Raw genomic sequence first — 17,838 nt, 5'->3', positions numbered from 1 at the left:
CCGGGGGTGGAAGGGCGTCGGTTTCTTTCCCCGTCCGGCCTGCCGGAGGCAACCACCCTTGGTCCGTTTCCGCAACCGGTAAAGCTGGTTGCGGAAACGGACCAAGCGCGGTTGGGCTGCGCCCAGGCCGGACGGGGGAACGAAACCGAGGCCCTTCCCGTGGGCTTGGCAGCACGGGCTCGCGCCTTCGGCGCCAAAGCATTCGTTCTTCGGGGTGGGGAGGTGGTGTGTGTGGTGGGTCAGGGCTTTGGGTGGCGCTTCCGCTGGGTGTTGGCTGGTGTTTCGGTCGGCGCCTCGCCTGCGGGCTTGGCCCAGCGGCCTCGGGTTTGGCTGATGTGGGCGCGTAGCAGGTTCTCCACCGCTGCCGCGTCGCGGGACTCGAGGGTGTCCACGATGGTCAGGTGCTCCCGCGCCACCGCCTCCAGTTCGCCCTGCTCCAACAGCGACGCCAACCCGTACAGCCGGGTGTGCGCCCGCAGGTCCGACACCAGGTCCGTGATCCGGGGGTTGTTCGCGTACCCCAGCAGCGCCAGGTGGAACCGCCGGTCCGCCTCGGTGTACTCGACCAGGTCGCCGGCCACCGCACCGTCCACGATCCGCTGCGCCATCTCCCGCAAGCCCGGGAAGTCCGCCTCGGGGATCAACGGCGTCACGTCGCGCACCACGGGAGGTTCGATGAGCATCCGCACCTGGGTGATGTCGTCGAGGTCCTTCTCGCTCACCTCGGTGACCCGGAAGCCCTTGTTGGGCACGATGGTCACCAGGTTCTCCCGGACCAGGTCCAGCATGGCCTCGCGGACCGGCGTGGCGGACACCCCGAACCGCGCCCCCAGCGACGGCGCCGAGTACACGACGCCCGGTTCCATCTCGCCGGAGATCACGGCCGCTCTCAGGGCGTGCGCCACGCGGTCGCGCAGGCTGACCTTCTCGACCGGGCCGATGCTCGGGATGTTCACCAGCGCGGTCTCCTGGTCTCGTGGGTCACCACCGCATCGTAAGGGCTCCTTCCCTGGGCACGCCGTCCACCAGGGCGAGGGCCGGCGTGTCGTCGCGCAGGGACGGGGGGAGCAGGGCGGTCGGGAAGTTCTGGTAGGCGACCGGTCGCAGGAAGCGTTCGACCGCCGCCGTGCCGACCGACGTGCTGCCGACCGCCGTGGTGGCCGGGTACGGGCCGCCGTGGTGCTGGGCGTGCGTCACGGACACCCCGGTCGGCCACTGGTTCCACAACACCCGACCGGCCTTCCGCGCCAACACTCGCACCAGACCGTCCAGGCCGTCGGGCTCGTCGGCGATGACGGTCGCGGTGAGCTGGCCGTCCAGCCGCCGCGCGAACTCCTCGACGTCCTCGTCGTCGGCGTAGGTCACCACCAGCAGGAACGGCCCGAAACACTCCCGGGCGAACGCGTCGAAGTCCGCCAACACCCGCCGCAGGTCGGTCAGCAGCACGGTCGGCCCTTCACCGCCCGCCAGCACGCTGACACCCTCGCGGGGCACGGCAGCGACAGCGTCCCGGTATGCCTCCTCGATCCGGGCGCTCAACATCGGCGCGGTTGGCAGGTCTACCGCGGCCAAGGCCTCGGGGACCGAGCTGCCCTCCGGCACCAACAACACGCCGGGCTTGGTGCAGAACTGCCCCGCTCCCAACGTGAACGACGCCACCGCCTCCTCGGCGATCCGCTTCGGCCGGCTGAACGCGGCGTCTCGGGTGACGAACACGGGGTTCACGCTGCCCAGCTCCCCGTAGAACGGGATCGGCTCCGGCCGCGCCGCCGCCAGGTCGAACAGCGCCCGGCCACCTCGCACCGACCCGGTGAACGCCCCCGCCTTGACCAGCGGGTGCGTCAACGCCGCCCGCCCCGCCGCCTCGCCGTGCACGACCGCGACGACACCCAAGTCCGCCAGCAGCTCGCCGGTGAGGTCGGACAGCTCCGGGTACCCGGGGTGCGCCTTCACCACCACCGGACACCCGGCGGCCAGCGCGGACGCCGTGTCGCCGCCCGCCACGCCGAACGCGAACGGGAAGTTCCCCGCCGGGAACACGACGACCGGCCCGAGCGGCTGGAGCACTCGCCGCAGGTCGGGTCGGGGCGCACCCATCGGCCAGTCGGGGTCGGCGTGGTCGATCCGCACGCCGAGGTGCGCTCCGGTCGCCACCAGCTCGGCGAACAACCGGAGCTGGAACGTGGTCCGCTGGAGCTCTCCGCGCAGCCGCGCCGGCGGGAGGTGCGTCTCCCGCTCGGCGACCTCGACCAGGTCACCACGACCGTCCAGCCGGTCGGCGACCTCCCGCAGCACCGCGACCGGGTCGAACCCGGCCCAGCACAGCCGGTCGGCCGCTTCGACCGCCGCGTGCACCTCCGCGAGTGGGGTTTCCCGCGTCACCGGTACCCCTTCGCCAGCGCCGCCTCGGTGTCGGCCGTGACGCGGGCGTGCTGCTCGGGCGTCAACGGCAGCCGGGGCGGCCGGCAGGGGCCACCGCGCCGGCCCGCCACGTCCATGGACAGCTTGATCGCCTGCACGAACTCGGTCTTGGAGTCCCAGCGCAGCAACGAGTGCAGGTCCCGGTACAGCGGCAGGGCCGCCGCGACGTCACCGGCGACTGCCAGCCGGTACAGCTCGCCGCACGCGTCGGGCAGCGCGTTGGGGTACCCGGCGATCCAGCCGACCGCGCCCGCCAGGGCCAGTTCCACCAGCACGTCGTCGGTGCCGATGAGCAGGTCCAGCTCGGGTGCGGCCTCCCGGATCTCGTAGGCGCGGCGGACGTCGCCGGAGAACTCCTTGACCGCCACGATCAGGCCCTCGCCGTGCAGTTCGGCCAGCAGGTCGGCGGTCAGGTCGACCTTGGTGTCGTAGGGGTTGTTGTAGGCGACGATCGGCACGCCGACCTTGGCCGCCTCCCGGTAGTGCGCGACGACGGTCGCCCGGTCGGCCCGGTAGGCGTTGGGCGGCAGCAACAACACCGACTTCGCCCCGGCCGACGCCGCCTGCTCGACCCACCGGACCACCTCGCCCGAGCCGTACGCGGCGACGCCGGGCATGACGCCGAACCCGGCGGGCGCGGCCTCCACCGCCGTGCGCACGACCAGCGCCCGTTCCTCCGGGGTGAGGGTCTGGTACTCGCCGAGCGAGCCGTTGGGCGTGACGCCGTCCATGCCGTGCTCGGCCAGCCAGGCCACGTGGGCGGCGTAGGCGTCGAGGTCGACGCTCAGGTCGTCGCGGAAGGGCAGGGCGGTGGCGACGTGGATGCCGCGCCAGGGGTGGTTCACGAGGTCTCCGTTCACGTGTGTAGTATGTGATATTGCACTGGTTGGTGCGAGCCCCCTTTCGGGGGTGGGCACCGGTCAGGCGCCGAGGTAGGCCTCCACCACCCGGGGGTCCTCGGCCAGCACGGACGCCGGGCCGGAGAGGGTCACCACGCCGTTCTCCAGCACGTAGCCGCGGTGGGTGATCCCCAGCGCGGCTCGCGCGTTCTGCTCGACCAGCAGCACGGTCGTGCCCTCGGCGTTGATCTTGCGGACCAGGTCCAGCACGGCCGCCACCATCAGCGGCGCCAGGCCCATCGACGGCTCGTCGAGCATGAGCACGCGCGGCGCGGCCACCAGCGCCCGCCCGATGGCCACCAGTTGCTGCTCGCCGCCGGACAACGTGCCGCCCTGTTGGGCACGCCGCTTGGCCAGCAGCGGCAGCAGGTCGAACACGCCGTCGACGCGCCGGGCGACCTCGGCCTTGTCCGGGTGGGTGAACCCGCCGAGCTGGAGGTTCTCCAGCACGGTCAGCGTGCTGAACACCCGCCGCCCCTCGGGCACGTGCACCAGCCCGCCGCGCACGACGTGCCACGGCTTGCCCGGCAGCGGTTCCCCGTCCAGGGTGATGGTCCCGGAGGCCACCGGCACCAGGGCCGAGGCCGCGCACAGGGTGGTGGACTTGCCGGCCCCGTTGTTGCCCAGCAGCGCGACGATCTCGCCCCGCTCCACGCGCAGCGACACGCCCCGCAGCGCCTCCACGTGCCCGTAGCGCACGTGCACGTCGGTGAACTCCAGCATCAGCCCTCCCGTCCCAGGTACGCCTCGACCACCGCCGGGTCCGCCTTGACCTGCGCGGGCGTGCCGTCGGCGATCTCGCGGCCGTGGTCGAGCACCACGACCCGTTCGGAGACCTCCATGACCAGTCCCATGTCGTGCTCGATCAGCACGACCGTCCGCCCCAGGTCGCGGATGCGCCGGATCAACCCGAGCAACTCGGCCTTCTCGCCGTGGTTGAGACCCGCCCCCGGCTCGTCCAGCAGCACCAGGGGAGCCTCGCGGGCCAGCGCACGGGCGATCTCCACCTGCCGCTGCCGCCCGTACGGCAGGTCCCGCACCGGCCCGCCGCGCGGACCTTCGTAGCCGACGAAGTCCAGCCACTCGTGGGCTTTCTCGGTCAGGTACTTCTCCGCCCGCTTGAACCGGGGGGTGCGCAGCAGGGCGTCGAACGCGTTCTGGCCGCCCCGCAAGTGCATCCCGGCCCGCACGTTGTCCAACACGGTCAGATCGGGGAACAGGCGCAGGTTCTGGAACGTCCGCGCCACCCCGGCCGCCGCGACGGCGAACGGACTCCACCCGGTGATGTCCTTGCCGTCCAACACCACCCGGCCCCGGGTCGGCTTGTAGAACCCGGTCACGCAGTTGAACGCCGAGGTCTTGCCGGCCCCGTTGGGACCGATCACCGACACGATCTCCCCGTGCGCCACCGAGAACGTCAACCCGTCCACGGCCCGCACACCACCGAAGGAGATCCCGAGATCCCGCACCTCCAGCAAGGCGGTCACACCCGTACTCCTTCCCGCACCTCGGCGCGCTCGGGCTCGCGTCGCCGCACCGGCCACAGACCCTGTGGCCGCAACACCATCACCACGATCAGCACCACCCCGAAGAACACGTACCGGAACGCGCCCAGGTCCCGCAGCACCTCCGGGACCACGCTGATCACCGCCGCGCCGACGACCACACCCCGCGTGCTGCCCATGCCGCCCAGCACCACCGCCATCAGCACCAGCGCCGACTGGAGGAACACGAAGCTCTGCGGCGACACCGCCGACAGGTGCGCGGCGAACAACACCCCCGCCAACGCGCCCCACACCGCACCGAACACGTACGCGAGCAGCTTCACGCGGTAGGTGTTGACGCCCATGGCTTCGGCGGCGTCCTCGTCCTCCCGGATGAACATCCACGCCCGCCCCAACCGGGACCGCTCCAGCCGCGCCGACCCCAGCACCGCCAACGCAACCACGGCCACGCAGAAGAAGTAGAACCCCGCCGGACCACCCACCTCGATCCCCGGGATGCCGAAGATGCCCGTGGGACCGCCGGTGAAGTCCAGGTTGGTGGCGGTGATCCGGATGATCTCCCCGAACCCCAGCGTCACGATCGCGAGGTAGTCGCTGCGCAGCCGCAGGGTCGGCGCGCCGATCACCAGTGCCGCCAACACCGCCACCACCAGCACGGCCGGAATGGTGAGCGGCAGCGGCAGTTCCAGTGCCGTCGACAGGATGCCGGACGTGTAGGCGCCGACCGCCATGAAGGCCACGTAACCGAGGTCGAGCAGCCCGCAGTACCCCACGACGATGTTCAACCCGGCCGCGAGCATGACGAAGATCGCCGCCGTCGTCAGCACGTTCAGCGTGTACGGGGAGGCATCCACGAACGGGACCGCCACCGCCACCAGGAGGCCCGCCGGCCCCACCCACTTGCCCATGCTCACACCCGTTCCGAGACGCGTTCGCCGAGCAGCCCGGTGGGCTTCACGGACAGGAAGAGGATGAGGACGGCGAAGGTGAACACGTCCCGCCACTCGCCGCCGAGGAAGTGCGCGCCGAACGCCTCCAGCAGCCCGAGCAGCAGACCGCCGAGCATCGCGCCCCGGATGTTGCCGATGCCTCCCATGACGGCCGCGGTGAACGCCTTGAGCCCGATCAGGAACCCCATGAGGAACTCGATCTTCCCGTAGTACGCGCCCGCCATCACGCCGGCCGCGCCCGCGAGGGCCGAGCCGATGAAGAACGTCCGGGAGATCACCGCGTTGACGTTGACGCCCATCAGCAGCGCCCCCTTGGGGTCCAGGGCGATCGCACGCATGGCCCGCCCGGTCGAGGTGCGGTTGACGTACCGGTCCAACGCGACCATCAGCCCGACCGCGATGGCCATCAACGCCAACTGCGCCACCGTGATCCGCACGCCGAGCACCTGCAACGCCTGGCTCTCCACCCGAACCGGGAACACCCGCGGGTTCGCACCCGTCGCCGCCACGCCGTACTCCAGCGTGAACGACACACCCACAGCCGTGATCAGCACCGCCAGCCGCGGCGACCCGCGCAACGGCCGGTAGGCCACCCGTTCCACCAGCACCCCGAGCCCGCCGGTGACGGCCATCGCCGCCACCAGCGCGCCGACCAGGGCGACGACCGAGAACGCCGCCGACACCCCGCCCACGCCGGAGAGCACCACGAACCCGGCGAACGCGCCGAGCATGTAGATGTCGCCGTGCGCGAAGTTGAGCAACTTGATGATCCCGTAGACCATCGAGTAGCCCAGTGCCACCAGGGCGTAGAACGAGCCGACGAACAGGCCGTCCCAGACCAGTTGGGTCATCGCAGGGCGTCCTGGAGGACGAACTTGCCGCCCTTGACGACCAGGATCTGGAAGCCGCCCTTGGCCAGGGTGTGGCGGTCGCTGAAGGTCAGCGGTCCGGAGAAGATCGGGAAGTCCTTCAGCTCTTCCAGTGCCTTCGTGATCTTCTTGCCGTCCGTGCCGCCGGCCTTCTCGATGGCCTCGGCGGCGACCCGGACGGCGTCGTAGGACTGCGTCGAGTAGGGGCCGGGCTCGGCGTTGAACTTGGTGCGGTACTTGGTGATCCAGTCACCCGCGCCCTCGATCGTGTCCGGGGTGGTGGTCATGGTGGCGAACACCCCGTCCGCGCCGCCCGCGATGGAGGCGAGTGAGGGGTCCACGCTGCCGTCGGCGACCATGAAGTCCTTGGCGTAACCGGCGCGGCGGAACTGGTCGACCAGCAGGCCGCCTTCCTGGAAGTAGCCGGTCCAGTAGACGAAGTCGGGGTTCTGGCCGAGCACCTTGGTCACCGTGGAGCCGTAGTCGGATTCGCCGGGCGTGACCGACGTGCTGTGTGCGGTGAGACCGGCGTCGGTGAGGAGTTGGGTGGTGCGCTTGGCGATGTCGGTGGAGTAGCTGGTGTTGTCGTCCAGCACCGCGACCGTCTTGGCCTGCCGCTTGCGGATCCACTGCACGGCGGCCTCGGACTGCTGGGCGCCCGTGGGGTTGATCAGGAAGACCGTGGGCAGCTTTTGCCCGACGAGCTGTTCCGAGTTGGCGGCGGGGATGACCATCGGGATGCCGGCCTTGTCGAACACCGGCAGCGTGGGCAGGGTGGCGCTGGAGCAGTAACCGCCGACCGACACCACCACACCGGCGCTGACCAGCTTGTTCGCGGCGGCGACGGCGGAGGTCGGGTCACAGGCTTCGTCCTCGACGTCCAGCTCCACCTGCCGGCCGAGCAGTCCTCCTCGGGCGTTGATCTCGTCGACGGCGAGCTGGGCGCCGTTCTTCATGTTGGGCCCGATGGGTGCGCTGGACCCGGACAGCGGGACCGCCATCCCGATCTTGATCGGCCCTCCGGCGTTGCCACCGCCCCCGAGCAACCCGCCGCCGCAGGCGGTGAGGGACAGGGCGAGCGCAGCCGAGAGCGCCACGAATACCGACCGTTGCATGTGCTTCTCCGCAGGTGAGGACCACTGGTCGCGAGCGAGGTGGCGCACACAATGTCACATTGCAATTGCACTGACAAGGTTGCGGGGCGACGGAGAGCGGGGAGGGGTCCCTGCCGGCACGGTTAGCGTCCGGTCCATGACCGTGGGTGATCCGTACCGCCGCGAGTACCGGAACTCGGGCGGTGAGTGGCTGTGGGTCGGCGTGGCCGCGCCGCTGGTCGGAGGCGCCGCGCTGGTCGTCCGGTTGGTCCTGGACGACGAAGTGCCGGGTGCCGTGCCCTTCGCGGTCGGCACCGCGCTCGCCCTGCTGGTCGTGCTCGTGGTGCGCTTGGCCGTGGCGACCGCGACGATCAGCGACCAGTCCGGCCTGACGATCCGGGGAGCGTTCCGCCGCCACACCACGGCCTGGTCGGCGGTGCAGGGCATCGAGATCGAGGTCAACCCCGGGGCGGGGGCGCGGGGAGCGCCGAACCGGATCGTCGTGCTCTACGACGCGACGGGCCGCAGGCGCTTCCTGCCGCACCTGAACGACCGCAGCACTGCCGACCTGGACGGTGAGGTGGCGGCCCTGCGCGAGGTCTGGGCACTGTGCAGGGGCGAGGACTGGGTACCTGTTCCGGTCGCGGTGGAGAAGATCGCGCGGACACGCAGGTACCCGACACCGCTGGTGCACATCGCGGTGAAGGCCATGCTGGGCTCTCTCATCGTGGGGCACCGTGGGCAGCCTCGTCGCCCTGACCACGGGGGCGTATGGCCGCCCTGGTGTGGCAGCCGTCGTGCTGCACCCGCTGGCGTTGATCGTGGTGCTGCCGTTCGTGGTGTACGTCGGCACCTTCGTGGTCGGGGCTCCGTCGCCGTTGAGCCCTCGTGGCCGTGCCTGTCGTGCGAGGGCGTCGGCGGGGTGGGGTCCCGCCGACGCCCTCCGAGGGTCAGCGCACGGTGATGTGGAGCTGCCGCTGCTCTGGTAGCCCTCCGTGGCCATGATCATGTAGTAGTTGAAGCTGCCCAGCCGCATCCCCGCGCGCGCCCAGGCGTCGAAGTGGTTGCCGGTGGTGATGGTGCCGCCGGTCTTCTTCTGCTGGCGGACGCTCCAGAACTGCGGGAACGTCTTGTTGCCCTCCACCGACGGGGCGTTGTAGCGCATCGTCTGGTAGATGTCGTACGTGCCGCCGTCGGTGGTGACGGTGCCCTTGTACTGGCCGGTGGGTCGGTAGGTGCCCCAGTTGTCCACGATGTAGTACTCGACCAGCGGGTTGGACGTCCAGCCGTACAGGGTCAGGTAGCCGTTGCCGGACGGGTAGAAGCTGCCGGAGTAGCTCACCGTCCGGCGGGACCCGTTGGCCCATCCCTTGCCACCGACGAAGTTCCCGGTGTTGCGCCAGGACGTGCTGTAGTTGCCCCCGGACCCCAACTCGATGCAGGCCGACCCGCCGCCGTCGGTCCACCACGAGTAGTAGTAACCGTTGTGGTAGCCGGTCTGGCTGCCGCACACGGCCGCACTGGCGACACCGGGCACGAAGGCCATCACCAGCACCGCGCACGTGCTACCGATGAACGTCCGCAACAGGCCACGCCTGCGGCGCCGAACTTGGGTCTCGATCACGTGTTCTCTTCCCCTCGTCGCTGAGGTTTCCAGGACGTGGCGGCGGAGTTACCGAGTGTTGGCGCGGGCGCACATCGGGGTCAACGGTTTGCGCAACCCTTCGAAAGTCAGCCCGGGATGTCCAGGGCGGTGCCGTAGAGCCGGTCCGCCTTGAGCACGATCGTCACGCGGCGGTCTGGCGCGGTCGTGTCGGGGGAGTCCTCGACGATCTCCGCCTGCCCCTCGACGACGGCGAACGACCACACGTCCGGGCCGTTCACGTGGAGCGCGACCCGGGGGTTGGCCCGGATCTGGCGGGCTTTCAGCCGGTCTGCCGTGGTCGAGACGCGGATGGTGCGTTCCTCGGCGTCCCACCGGTACAGCACGGTGGACAGGTGCGGGTGGCCACTGCGCTTGACGGTGGCCAGGGCCCCGAACTGGTGCTGCGCAAGGAGATCGGCGACTTCGGATTCGGAGAGTGCGCGGGGCGCGGGGCCGGTCATGGTGTTTTCCTTCGGTGTGTCAGGAGCGGGTGCGCTTGCGGAGGACGGTCAGGGTCACCACGATCGCGGCGGCCAGGAGGGCGGCGGCGGTGGTGAAGGCCACGTGGTAGCCGGCGGTGAGCGCGTCGGGCTCGGCGATTCCCGCCGCGAGGTCGGTCTTCGTGCGGGATGCGGCCAAAGTGGACAGCACGGCGACACCGAGGGCCATGCCGACCTGCTGGGTGGTGTTGAACAGACCCGACACCAGGCCCGCGTCGTCCGGCTTGGCGTCGGACATGCTCAGGCTCGCCAGCGCCGGCAGGACCAGTCCGCCGCCCGCGATCAGCAGCATCACCGGCAACAGGTCCGTCACGTAGTCCGCCGACACGGGCACGGTCGTCAGCTTGAGCATCGCGCCCAGCAACAGCAGCAGCCCGACCGTCAGCACCGCCCGCTCACCGAACCGGGTGTTCAGCCGGGCCGAGACCAACAGCGACACCCCGCCGATCGTGACGGCCGCCGGCAGCATCGCCAGGCCCGTCTCCAACGCCCCGTACGCCAGCACCTTCTGCATGTACAGCGCCACGATGATCTGGAAGGCGAACATCGCCGACAGCGTCAACATCTGCACGAGGTTGGCCCCGACGACGTCCCGCGAGCGCAGGATCCGCAACGGCATCAACGGGATCTTGGCCATGCGCTGCCGGAGGACGAAGGACGCCAGCAGCACCAGCGACACCGCGCCCAGCCCCAGCGTGTGGGTGGCCAGCCAGCCGTACTCCTCGACCTTGACCACGGTGTAGATGCCCAGCATCAACCCGCTGGTGACCAGGACCGCGCCCAGCACGTCCGCGCCGGCGGACAGGCCCGTGCCGCGGTCGGCGGGCAGGGTGCGCAGGGCGAACAACACCGTGGCCACACCAATGGGCACGTTGATGAAGAAGATCCAGTTCCAGCTCAGGGCGTCGGTCAGGACACCGCCCAGCACCTGCCCGATGGACGCGCCGGTCGCCCCGGTGAAGCTGAAGACGCCGATGGCCTTGGCGCGTTCGGCCGGGTCGGTGAACAAGGTGACCAGGATGCCGAGCACGACCGCCGAGGCCAGCGCGCTGCCCGCGCCCTGGAGGAACCGCGCCGCGATCAGGAGACCGGGGCTCGTGGCCAGGCCGGCGAGCAGCGAGGCGGCGGTGAACAGGGCGTTGCCGGCCAGGAAGACGCTGCGGCGGCCGATCAGGTCACCCAGGCGGCCGGCCAGCAGGAGCAGGCCGCCGAAGGCGATGAGGTAGGCGTTGACCGTCCAGCTCAGGCCGGCGGGGGAGAAGCCCAGGTCGTGCTGGATCGCGGGCATCGCGACGGTGACGATGCTGCCGTCCAGGATCGTCATCAGCATCGCGGCGGACAGCACCGCCAGCGCGGCCCAGCGGCTCTGGCGGGGTGTTTCGAGGGTGGTGGACACGGTTCGCTCCTGTTCCGGGTCGACTGTTCCGACGTCGACAGGACGAACCGTAGCGGATAGTTCCGTAGTAGACAATCTCTTACGGGTTCACTTGGTGCGCTCCCGCGCCCGCCGAGCGCCCGCCGGTGCGGGGGAGGGGGTGGCCAGGTGGCCGGTGACCAGCAGGTTCAGGGCGTGCAGCAGGGCCTCGCGGTCCTTGGCGGGCAACGACTCCAGCGCCGCCCGGTGGACGCCGTCCACGATCTCCTGGCTGCGCTTGGCCAGCTCCGCGCCCTTGTCGGTGACGGCGATGATCCGCGCGCGCCGGTCGGTGCTGGACGGGCGGCGCTCGGCCAGGCCCGCCTTCTCCAGGGCGTCGATCGTGACGACCATCGTGGTCTTGTCCATGTCGCCGAGCTCGGCGAGCTGGATCTGCGTGCGCTCGCCTTCGAGGGCGTGCACCAGGACGCAGTGCATGCGCGCGGTCAGGCCGATCTCGGCCAGTGCGGCGGCCATGCGGGTGCGCAGGACGTGGCCGGTGTGGTCGAGGAGGAAGGACAGGTCGGATTCGGTGCGTGCGGGCGCCAGGGCGGACATGTCCCGATTCTATCCGGCTCTGGATTATCTGCCACGGACCTTGTGGGCTGTGACGAGCGCCGCTCTGGCTATGTGAAGGCATAGTCAGCTACCTTGCTGGCTATTGATGTCCATAGTCAGGAGGAGCGATGAGGGACGCGGTGATCGTCGAGGCGGTCCGGACGCCGATCGGCAAGGGCAAGCCCGGTGGCGCGCTGTCCGGCGTGCACCCCGTCGACCTGCTCGCGCACACCCTGCGCGCGCTCGTGGACCGCGCCGGCATCGACCCGGAGCTGGTGGACGACGTGATCGGCGGGACCGTCGACCAGGTCGGCGAGCAGGCCATGAACACCACCCGCTACGCCGTGCTCGCGGCCGGGTTCCCCGAGTCCGTCCCGGCGACCACGGTGGACCGGCAGTGCGGCTCGTCCCAGCAGGCGGTGCACTTCGCCGCGCAGGGCGTCCTGGCCGGCGCCTACGACGTGGTGATCGCGTGCGGGGTGGAGTCGATGAGCCGGGTGCCGATGTGGTCCAACGTGCTGCCCGGCACGGACCCGTTCGGCCCGGCCGTGGCCGCCCGCTACCCCGACGGCCTGGTGCCGCAGGGGATCAGCGCCGAACTCATCGCCGCCAAGTGGTCGCTGAGCCGCGCCGAGATGGACCGCTTCGCCACCGACTCCCACCGCAAGGCCGCGGCCGCGCGCTACGCGGGCCTGGTCGACGCCGAGATCGCACCCCTCGGCGACGTGCGCACCGACGAGTCCGTGCGTCCGGGCACCACCCCCGAGGTCCTGGCGGGCCTGCGCCCGGCGTTCGCCGACCCGGCTTTCGAACGGCGGTTCCCGCAGATCGACTGGTCGGTTACCGCGGGCAACAGCAGCCCCATCAACGACGGGGCTGCCGCCGTCCTGATCACCAGCAGCGAGACCGCCGCCCGCCTCGGCCTGCGCCCGCTGGCCCGCCTGCACTCCTTCGCGGTCACCGGTTCGGACCCGCTGCTCATGCTCACCGGCGTCATCCCGGCCACCGAACGGGTCCTGCGCCGCGCCGGTCTCGCGCTGTCCGACATCGACCTGTTCGAGGTCAACGAGGCCTTCGCGTCGGTCGTCCTGGCCTGGCAGGCCGAAACCGGCGCGGACCCGGCGAAGGTCAACGTGCACGGCGGCGCCATCGCCCTGGGCCACCCGCTGGGCGCGAGCGGCGCACGCCTCATGACGACGCTCGTGCACGCCCTGCGCACGCGCGGCGGCCGCTACGCGTTGCAGACCATGTGCGAGGCGGGCGGTCTGGCGAACGCGACCGTCCTGGAGAACCTCGGGTAGCTCAGCCGGCCGCTCCCGCCAGGCCCAGCTGCATCATCATCCCGAAGGTGTCCGGGTGGGTGTGGAACTCGCTGACCTTCCCGTCCCGGGTCCGCACGAAGTACGTGCCGGCGGCGTCGACCCGGCGGCCCGTGGCCGGGATCGTGGTGCCGCCCAGCGCCAGCGGACCGGAGTTGGTCCCGGTGAAGCGCACCTCGCCCGCGACGGCGTCCTCGCCGACGATCCGGTTCTGCACGTCGATGTGCATGTCCGGGAACGCGGTGAACCACGCCTCCATCGCCCGGCGAGCCTCCTCCCGGCTGTGGATCGGCGCGGGTTCGGCGTCGTCGACCCACTCGAAGTCCTCGGCGAGGGTGGCCAGGAAGCCGTCCACGTCGTGGCGGTTCCACGCGCCCGTGCCCTCGTCGTCCAGCCGCAACAGCTCTTCTCTCGTCGACATCTCAAGCCTCCTCGAACGAGCGGGACGTCCGAGAGCCTTCGCCCGTTGGGCCGTTCGCACCAGTGCCGAACGGCCCTGCTCACGCCCGAACGGCCGATGCCGCGCGCGCGAAGGCCGTGACGACCGGGTGCGGGCGGGTGCCGTCGCCGGCCAGTTCGGGCTGGAAGAGGGTGCCCAGGAAGAACGGGTGGCCGGGCAGCTCCGCCACCCGGACCTCGCCGTCGGCGTCGTGGCCGCTGAAGACCAGGCCGTGGGCGCGCAGGAGGTCCAGGTGGCGGGGGTTGGGGCCGTAGTCGCAGTGGTAGCGCTCGATCGTGCGGTCGGTGCCCAGGACGCGTTCGGCCAGGGTGCCCGGGGCGAGGTGCACCGCGCCCTCGTGGCCGACCAGGGAGCAGGCGAGCGGGGCCAGCAGCGGGTCGGCGGCGTCCGGGTCCACCTCGGCGTGGGCGGCGGTGGTCAGCCCGCACACCGTGCGCGCGAACTCCAGCAGGGCGTGCTGGAAGCCGCCGCACGTGCCCAGGAACGGGACGCCGTTCTCCCGCGCGTGCCGCACGGCCGCGAGCGCGCCGTCCTCCGAGGCGTAGGGGCTCCCGGGCAGCAGCCAGACCGCGTCGAAGCCGTCGAGGTCGTCCGGGCCGGTGATGTCGTCGGTGCGCACCCAGTAGGCGTCGAGGTCGAGGTGGTCGCGCTCGCGCAGGGCTTCGAGGAGGACCGGGATGCGGGTGTGCGAGCGGACGTGCGGGGAGCGGTCGGCGACCAGGGCCAGGCGTGGTGTCATGCGTCCGATCGTCGGTGCCGAGGACGGTTCACGTCCAACGATGATCTCTACACCCTGCATAAGCAATACTGATGCCGATGGACCCGCACCTGCTCAGAACCTTCACCACGGTCGTCCGCCTCGGCTCGTTCTCCGCCGCGGCGGCCGAACTGGGCTACACGCAGTCAGCGGTGTCCCAACACATCGCCGCCTTGGAGCACGACCTCGGCGTACCCCTGCTGACCCGCCGCCCGGTATCCCCGACACCTCCTGGCCAACGCCTGCTCGACCACGCCGCACCCCTCCTCCTGCGCCTCGATGCGGCAAGGGCGGACGTGCGCCGCGCCGCCACTCCCGCCCCTGCGCGAACAGTGGTCGCGGCTTCTCCGCTGGCAGCCGCGGTGGCAGTCGGCGAGGTGCGGGGCACGCTCCACGTCGTGCCGCGCGCGGAGGTGGTCGCGGGTGTGGCGACGGGGGAGTACGACGTCGGTTTCGTGGACGGCGTGGTCGCGGCAAGCGACCCCCTGCACCTGCCCGACGCGGTAGGCGTGAAGGCAGCGGTCGTAGCCGAGAAACCACTCATGGTGGCCCTGCCGCCCGACCACCCGCTCACACGTCGAAAGGGCCTGCGCTTGGACGACCTCGTGGACGCCCGGTGGATCGATGCACCGGACGCGGCCGTGCCCTTGGAGGACTTGCGCGCAGCCGTGGGTGCCACGCGCCTCCACACGGCCACGGTGTACCGGGGCACGGACACGGCGGCTCTACGCGCCCTGGTGAACGCCGGACACGGCCTGGCCGTGCTGCCTGACGGCGACGGCGTGCCTCTCCTGTGGCCCAACGTCGTCCACCGAGTCGAACGCCTGCACCTCGGCTGAACCGCAAGGGGTCCAGCCGAGGTGTTGAGCGCTTACCGGCCGATCACGGTGCAGGACGCGGTGGCCGTCTTGGTCGGGTCGCTCTCCGAGGTGGCGGTGAGCGTCACCTTGCCGACCAACGGCCCGCCGTCACGCTTGGCGTGGACCTGCACGGCGGTCTGGCCGCCGAACTTCGCCGTGGCCAGGGCGTTGGGCAGCGACACGGACCAGCCGTTCGCCGTCGTGGCCGACACGCGGTAGACGTCACCGTCGAGGTACCGGGTGACGTCCTCCGGGTGCTGCCCCGCCGGAGCCGCGCCCCGACCGGTGTTGAACAGCGGGAACTGGCACGTGGCCACGCCGTTCGACCCGGCCCGGCCGGCGGTCGGCAGCACGCGCACACCCCGCTGCTGCGGCCCCTTGCCGTCCAGCGACCGGATGGCGACCGTGTAGGACAGCACGCCCTGGTGGTCGCGCTTGACGTCCAGCACGTAGAAGTGCAGCCGGTTGGCCGGGTCGACGTACTCGTACTCGCTGCCCGAGCCGGTGCCCGCGTGGAACAGGGCGTCCGAGAGCTGCCGGTAGTCGCCGATGGTGATCGGCACCTTGCGGCCGTCGGGCAGGACGTAGTCGGTCATGCCGATGTCCTGCGGGTTGGCGTCGACCACCCACGCGAACGGCGCGCGGTCCTCGTTCTTGGTCTTGGCCAGCAGCACCCCCGCGTCCGGCGTGAACGAGTCCGCGCCCATCCGGTCCACGACCTCGACGGTGTAGTTCTGGTAGCCGCCGCCGTCGCACAACGGGTCGGTGCGGACGTCGCAGGCCGGCGACAGGTCACCGGTGCCCAGTTCGACGTTCACGCCGGACAGCCCGTTCGGCCCGGCTTGCACGCTCCGCGCGGTGACCTTCGCGACCACCACACCGGACTCCGCCAGGGCCTCACGAGACAGCCGAAGCACGTTGCGCTCGTCCACGATGCCCAGCTTCATCTTGTTGCGCAGCACGTGCTGCGCCCCCATCGACCCGCCCGCGGTGGCCGGGATGACCCACCGCGAGTGCGGACCGCCGGGACCGTTGAACGAGCCGCGGGAGAGCATGTCCCAGATGCCGGTGTACGCGCGGCGCGGCGGGTTGGCGTAGGGGTTGTTGTAGTTGTCGCCGATGCCCAGCAGGTGGCTGAGCTCGTGCGCGTACACGCCCTGACCGGAGCTCTCGGCCTGCGTGGAGGACCCGTTGCCCGCGTTGGGCCACAGGCTCGACCCGGAGGCCCACGACGTCCACTCGACGTACCGGGTGCGCGACCAGTTCGGCAGGGCGTCGTCGGGCGGGCCGAAGGCGTCGGGCACGTCCTCCTTGGTCGGGAACTTCATCATCCCGAACTCCTGCCACGTGCCGGATTCGTCCTGACCCGCCGACAGGAAGTAGACGAAGTCGAACCCGGCGGGCACCTGCGCACCGACGTCGGCCACCCAGGCGGCACGGCCGTCGGTCCGGATGTCGCGCGTGCAGGTGTCCCCGGCCGGACACGCCGTGCCGCCCTGGAACTCCATCGCGTACTCGTGGTCCTTGCCCGGCATGGTGTACGGGCCGAACGCGGTGAGGTCCACGCCGTAGCGCCCGCCGGAGTCCTCCATCCAGTACTCGTGGACGGTGTGGCCCCGGTTGAGGGCGTTGGGCTTGTTGAGGAAGTCCTGGTAGAACTGCGCGACCTGGCTCCGGGGGATGTCGTGCGCTTCGGAGCTCGGGTTGTTGAAGACGGTGGAGTGCTGCGGCTGGGTCACCACGAACGGCTGGTTCGGGTAGTCCAGGAGGACCAGGGCACCCTTGAAGTTGCGGACCGAGCCCTTGCCGGCGGGGTCGGCCCAGTTGGTGCCGGGCACCTTCTTGTAGTCCCGCTCCCAGGTCATGTGATCGGGGTTGACCCAGTTCTGCGGGTCGATCGGTCCGGGGAACCCGGCTAGGGCAGCGACCCGACCGGAGTCACGCCCCTGCTGCCAGGGCTGCTGCTGCGGCCAGTGGTCGTACTGCCAGGGATGCGGCGGCCCCTCAGGCGGCGCAGCCAGCGCCCCGGTCCCCCCAACCCCCAGCGCAGCGACGGAGAACAACGCGGCCACGACGACAACCGACCGCCGAGGCCCGCGACGAACACGTGTGTGGTCCATACCACCTCCGTGAGGATGATCCACCCACGCTAATGGCCCTGGCGACCCGTTTTCCCCGTTGTCAGTTGACGCCCAACACCCCCACTCACCGCCGCGCGCTTTTGCGCCGCAGGCGCGAGCCCGTGCTGCCAGCCCACGGGAAGGGCCTCGGTTTCTTTCCCCGTCCGGCCTGGGCGCAGCCCAACCGCGCTTGGTCCGTTTGTGCAACCAGCTTTTCCGGTTGCTCAAACGGGCCAAGTGTGGTTGCCTCCGGCAGGCCGGACGGGGAAAGAAACCGACGCCCTTCCACCCCCGGGGGCCTGCCCAGCGGCGAGCGTCCGCTTTTCATCTTTCAAGCGCGCCAGCGCGTTGATCTTGAGAGCGCGCCAGCGCGTCCCGTTCAAAGAGCTTGAAAAGAGCCGAACCGGCGAGTGAGCGAGCGAGTGACGGACTAAGAGGGGCGTGACACCTCCCGCCACTATGAACGT

17 protein-coding genes and 1 pseudogene are annotated in these 17,838 nt (G+C 70.8%); 3 read left to right on the top strand and 15 right to left on the bottom strand.

Going from position 1 to position 17,838, the window contains the following annotated elements:
- Window positions 1–239 precede the first annotated feature (239 nt).
- Genes DFJ66_RS04275 through DFJ66_RS04240 form a run of 8 tightly spaced genes read right to left on the bottom strand, consistent with a single transcriptional unit; the run spans window position 240 to window position 7,759 of the window.
- A complete protein-coding gene (locus DFJ66_RS04275) occupies window positions 240–956 on the bottom strand; it encodes a GntR family transcriptional regulator (protein WP_246029570.1) in 717 nt (238 codons plus the stop codon).
- 25 nt (window positions 957–981) lie between these two features.
- The gene (locus DFJ66_RS04270) at window positions 982–2,382 is read right to left on the bottom strand and encodes an aldehyde dehydrogenase (NADP(+)) (protein WP_121218137.1); all 1,401 of its coding nucleotides are present in this window, start codon (window positions 2,380–2,382) and stop codon (window positions 982–984) included.
- Entirely contained in the window at window positions 2,379–3,281 is a 903-nt protein-coding gene (locus DFJ66_RS04265; RefSeq protein WP_170199128.1) for a dihydrodipicolinate synthase family protein, read from the bottom strand. Before DFJ66_RS04265 ends, DFJ66_RS04270 begins: the two co-directional genes overlap by 4 nt.
- Before the next feature lie 60 nt (window positions 3,282–3,341).
- Window positions 3,342–4,043, bottom strand: coding sequence for an ABC transporter ATP-binding protein (locus DFJ66_RS04260; protein ID WP_121218132.1), 702 nt, complete (start codon window positions 4,041–4,043; stop codon window positions 3,342–3,344).
- Window positions 4,043–4,807 (bottom strand): ABC transporter ATP-binding protein, encoded by a 765-nt coding sequence (locus DFJ66_RS04255; protein WP_121218129.1) that lies wholly within the window; start codon window positions 4,805–4,807, stop codon window positions 4,043–4,045. Before DFJ66_RS04255 ends, DFJ66_RS04260 begins: the two co-directional genes overlap by 1 nt.
- Window positions 4,804–5,733 (bottom strand): branched-chain amino acid ABC transporter permease, encoded by a 930-nt coding sequence (locus DFJ66_RS04250; protein ID WP_121218127.1) that lies wholly within the window; start codon window positions 5,731–5,733, stop codon window positions 4,804–4,806. Before DFJ66_RS04250 ends, DFJ66_RS04255 begins: the two co-directional genes overlap by 4 nt.
- A 2-nt stretch (window positions 5,734–5,735) precedes the next feature.
- Window positions 5,736–6,626, bottom strand: coding sequence for a branched-chain amino acid ABC transporter permease (locus tag DFJ66_RS04245; protein ID WP_121218125.1), 891 nt, complete (start codon window positions 6,624–6,626; stop codon window positions 5,736–5,738).
- Window positions 6,623–7,759, bottom strand: a complete 1,137-nt coding sequence (locus DFJ66_RS04240) for a branched-chain amino acid ABC transporter substrate-binding protein (RefSeq protein ID WP_121218123.1) — start codon at window positions 7,757–7,759, stop codon at window positions 6,623–6,625. The genes DFJ66_RS04245 and DFJ66_RS04240 overlap by 4 nt, the downstream gene beginning before the upstream one ends.
- Before the next feature lie 136 nt (window positions 7,760–7,895).
- Here DFJ66_RS04240 and DFJ66_RS42440 point away from each other — a divergent pair, with 136 nt between their 5' ends.
- Window positions 7,896–8,702, top strand: coding sequence for a hypothetical protein (locus tag DFJ66_RS42440; protein ID WP_170199018.1), 807 nt, complete (start codon window positions 7,896–7,898; stop codon window positions 8,700–8,702).
- Between the two features lie 60 nt (window positions 8,703–8,762).
- Here DFJ66_RS42440 and DFJ66_RS04235 read toward each other — a convergent pair.
- The 4 genes and pseudogenes from DFJ66_RS04235 to DFJ66_RS04220 all read right to left on the bottom strand — a co-directional run.
- Window positions 8,763–9,284, bottom strand: a pseudogene (locus DFJ66_RS04235) (glycoside hydrolase family 11 protein); the annotation flags it as partial.
- A gap of 185 nt (window positions 9,285–9,469) precedes the next feature.
- Complete coding sequence (locus DFJ66_RS04230) at window positions 9,470–9,844, bottom strand: pyridoxamine 5'-phosphate oxidase family protein (protein ID WP_121218121.1); 375 nt, start codon at window positions 9,842–9,844, stop codon at window positions 9,470–9,472.
- A 19-nt stretch (window positions 9,845–9,863) separates the two neighbouring features.
- The gene (locus DFJ66_RS04225) at window positions 9,864–11,279 is read right to left on the bottom strand and encodes an MFS transporter (RefSeq protein ID WP_246029569.1); all 1,416 of its coding nucleotides are present in this window, start codon (window positions 11,277–11,279) and stop codon (window positions 9,864–9,866) included.
- An 87-nt stretch (window positions 11,280–11,366) separates the two neighbouring features.
- Complete coding sequence (locus DFJ66_RS04220; protein ID WP_121218118.1) at window positions 11,367–11,855, bottom strand: MarR family winged helix-turn-helix transcriptional regulator; 489 nt, start codon at window positions 11,853–11,855, stop codon at window positions 11,367–11,369.
- A gap of 128 nt (window positions 11,856–11,983) precedes the next feature.
- Between DFJ66_RS04220 and DFJ66_RS04215 the strand changes: the two genes are divergently transcribed.
- Window positions 11,984–13,156 carry a thiolase family protein gene (locus tag DFJ66_RS04215; protein ID WP_121218116.1) on the top strand — a complete coding sequence of 391 codons (1,173 nt, stop codon included), beginning with the start codon at window positions 11,984–11,986 and terminating at the stop codon, window positions 13,154–13,156.
- 1 nt (window position 13,157) lies between these two features.
- Here DFJ66_RS04215 and DFJ66_RS04210 read toward each other — a convergent pair whose 3' ends face one another.
- Complete coding sequence (locus tag DFJ66_RS04210; RefSeq protein WP_121218114.1) at window positions 13,158–13,595, bottom strand: ester cyclase; 438 nt, start codon at window positions 13,593–13,595, stop codon at window positions 13,158–13,160.
- 79 nt (window positions 13,596–13,674) lie between these two features.
- Entirely contained in the window at window positions 13,675–14,373 is a 699-nt protein-coding gene (locus DFJ66_RS04205) for a CTP synthase C-terminal region-related (seleno)protein (protein WP_121218112.1), read from the bottom strand.
- A gap of 77 nt (window positions 14,374–14,450) precedes the next feature.
- On the opposite strand from DFJ66_RS04205, the gene DFJ66_RS04200 reads away from it, so the two are divergent.
- A complete protein-coding gene (locus DFJ66_RS04200) occupies window positions 14,451–15,230 on the top strand; it encodes a LysR family transcriptional regulator (protein ID WP_121230632.1) in 780 nt (259 codons plus the stop codon).
- A gap of 32 nt (window positions 15,231–15,262) precedes the next feature.
- Here the strand turns inward: DFJ66_RS04200 and DFJ66_RS04195 are convergent, their stop codons facing one another.
- On the bottom strand, window positions 15,263–17,371 hold the full coding sequence (locus DFJ66_RS04195; protein ID WP_121218110.1) for a M6 family metalloprotease domain-containing protein: 2,109 nt from the start codon (window positions 17,369–17,371) through the stop codon (window positions 15,263–15,265).
- Window positions 17,372–17,838: the final 467 nt, after the last annotated feature.

Source organism: Saccharothrix variisporea, from assembly GCF_003634995.1.
Classification (GTDB): Bacteria; Actinomycetota; Actinomycetes; order Mycobacteriales; family Pseudonocardiaceae; genus Actinosynnema; species Actinosynnema variisporeum.
Note: the sequence above shows the minus strand (reverse complement) of the source record. Positions and strands in the feature narration are given on the sequence as shown.

Excerpts from the sequence above, each read along its gene's own strand:
- DFJ66_RS04230 (WP_121218121.1), bottom strand. The coding sequence starts at position 9,844 with ATGACCGGCCCCGCGCCCCGCGCACTCTCCGAATCCGAAGTCGCCGAT.
- DFJ66_RS04245 (WP_121218125.1), bottom strand. The coding sequence starts at position 6,626 with ATGACCCAACTGGTCTGGGACGGCCTGTTCGTCGGCTCGTTCTACGCC.
- DFJ66_RS04260 (WP_121218132.1), bottom strand. The coding sequence starts at position 4,043 with ATGCTGGAGTTCACCGACGTGCACGTGCGCTACGGGCACGTGGAGGCG.
- DFJ66_RS04200 (WP_121230632.1), top strand. The coding sequence starts at position 14,451 with ATGGACCCGCACCTGCTCAGAACCTTCACCACGGTCGTCCGCCTCGGC.
- DFJ66_RS04240 (WP_121218123.1), bottom strand. The coding sequence starts at position 7,759 with ATGCAACGGTCGGTATTCGTGGCGCTCTCGGCTGCGCTCGCCCTGTCC.
- DFJ66_RS04220 (WP_121218118.1), bottom strand. The coding sequence starts at position 11,855 with ATGTCCGCCCTGGCGCCCGCACGCACCGAATCCGACCTGTCCTTCCTC.
- DFJ66_RS04195 (WP_121218110.1), bottom strand. The coding sequence starts at position 17,371 with ATGGACCACACACGTGTTCGTCGCGGGCCTCGGCGGTCGGTTGTCGTC.
- DFJ66_RS42440 (WP_170199018.1), top strand. The coding sequence starts at position 7,896 with ATGACCGTGGGTGATCCGTACCGCCGCGAGTACCGGAACTCGGGCGGT.
- DFJ66_RS04250 (WP_121218127.1), bottom strand. The coding sequence starts at position 5,733 with ATGGGCAAGTGGGTGGGGCCGGCGGGCCTCCTGGTGGCGGTGGCGGTC.
- DFJ66_RS04215 (WP_121218116.1), top strand. The coding sequence starts at position 11,984 with ATGAGGGACGCGGTGATCGTCGAGGCGGTCCGGACGCCGATCGGCAAG.
- DFJ66_RS04210 (WP_121218114.1), bottom strand. The coding sequence starts at position 13,595 with ATGTCGACGAGAGAAGAGCTGTTGCGGCTGGACGACGAGGGCACGGGC.
- DFJ66_RS04205 (WP_121218112.1), bottom strand. The coding sequence starts at position 14,373 with ATGACACCACGCCTGGCCCTGGTCGCCGACCGCTCCCCGCACGTCCGC.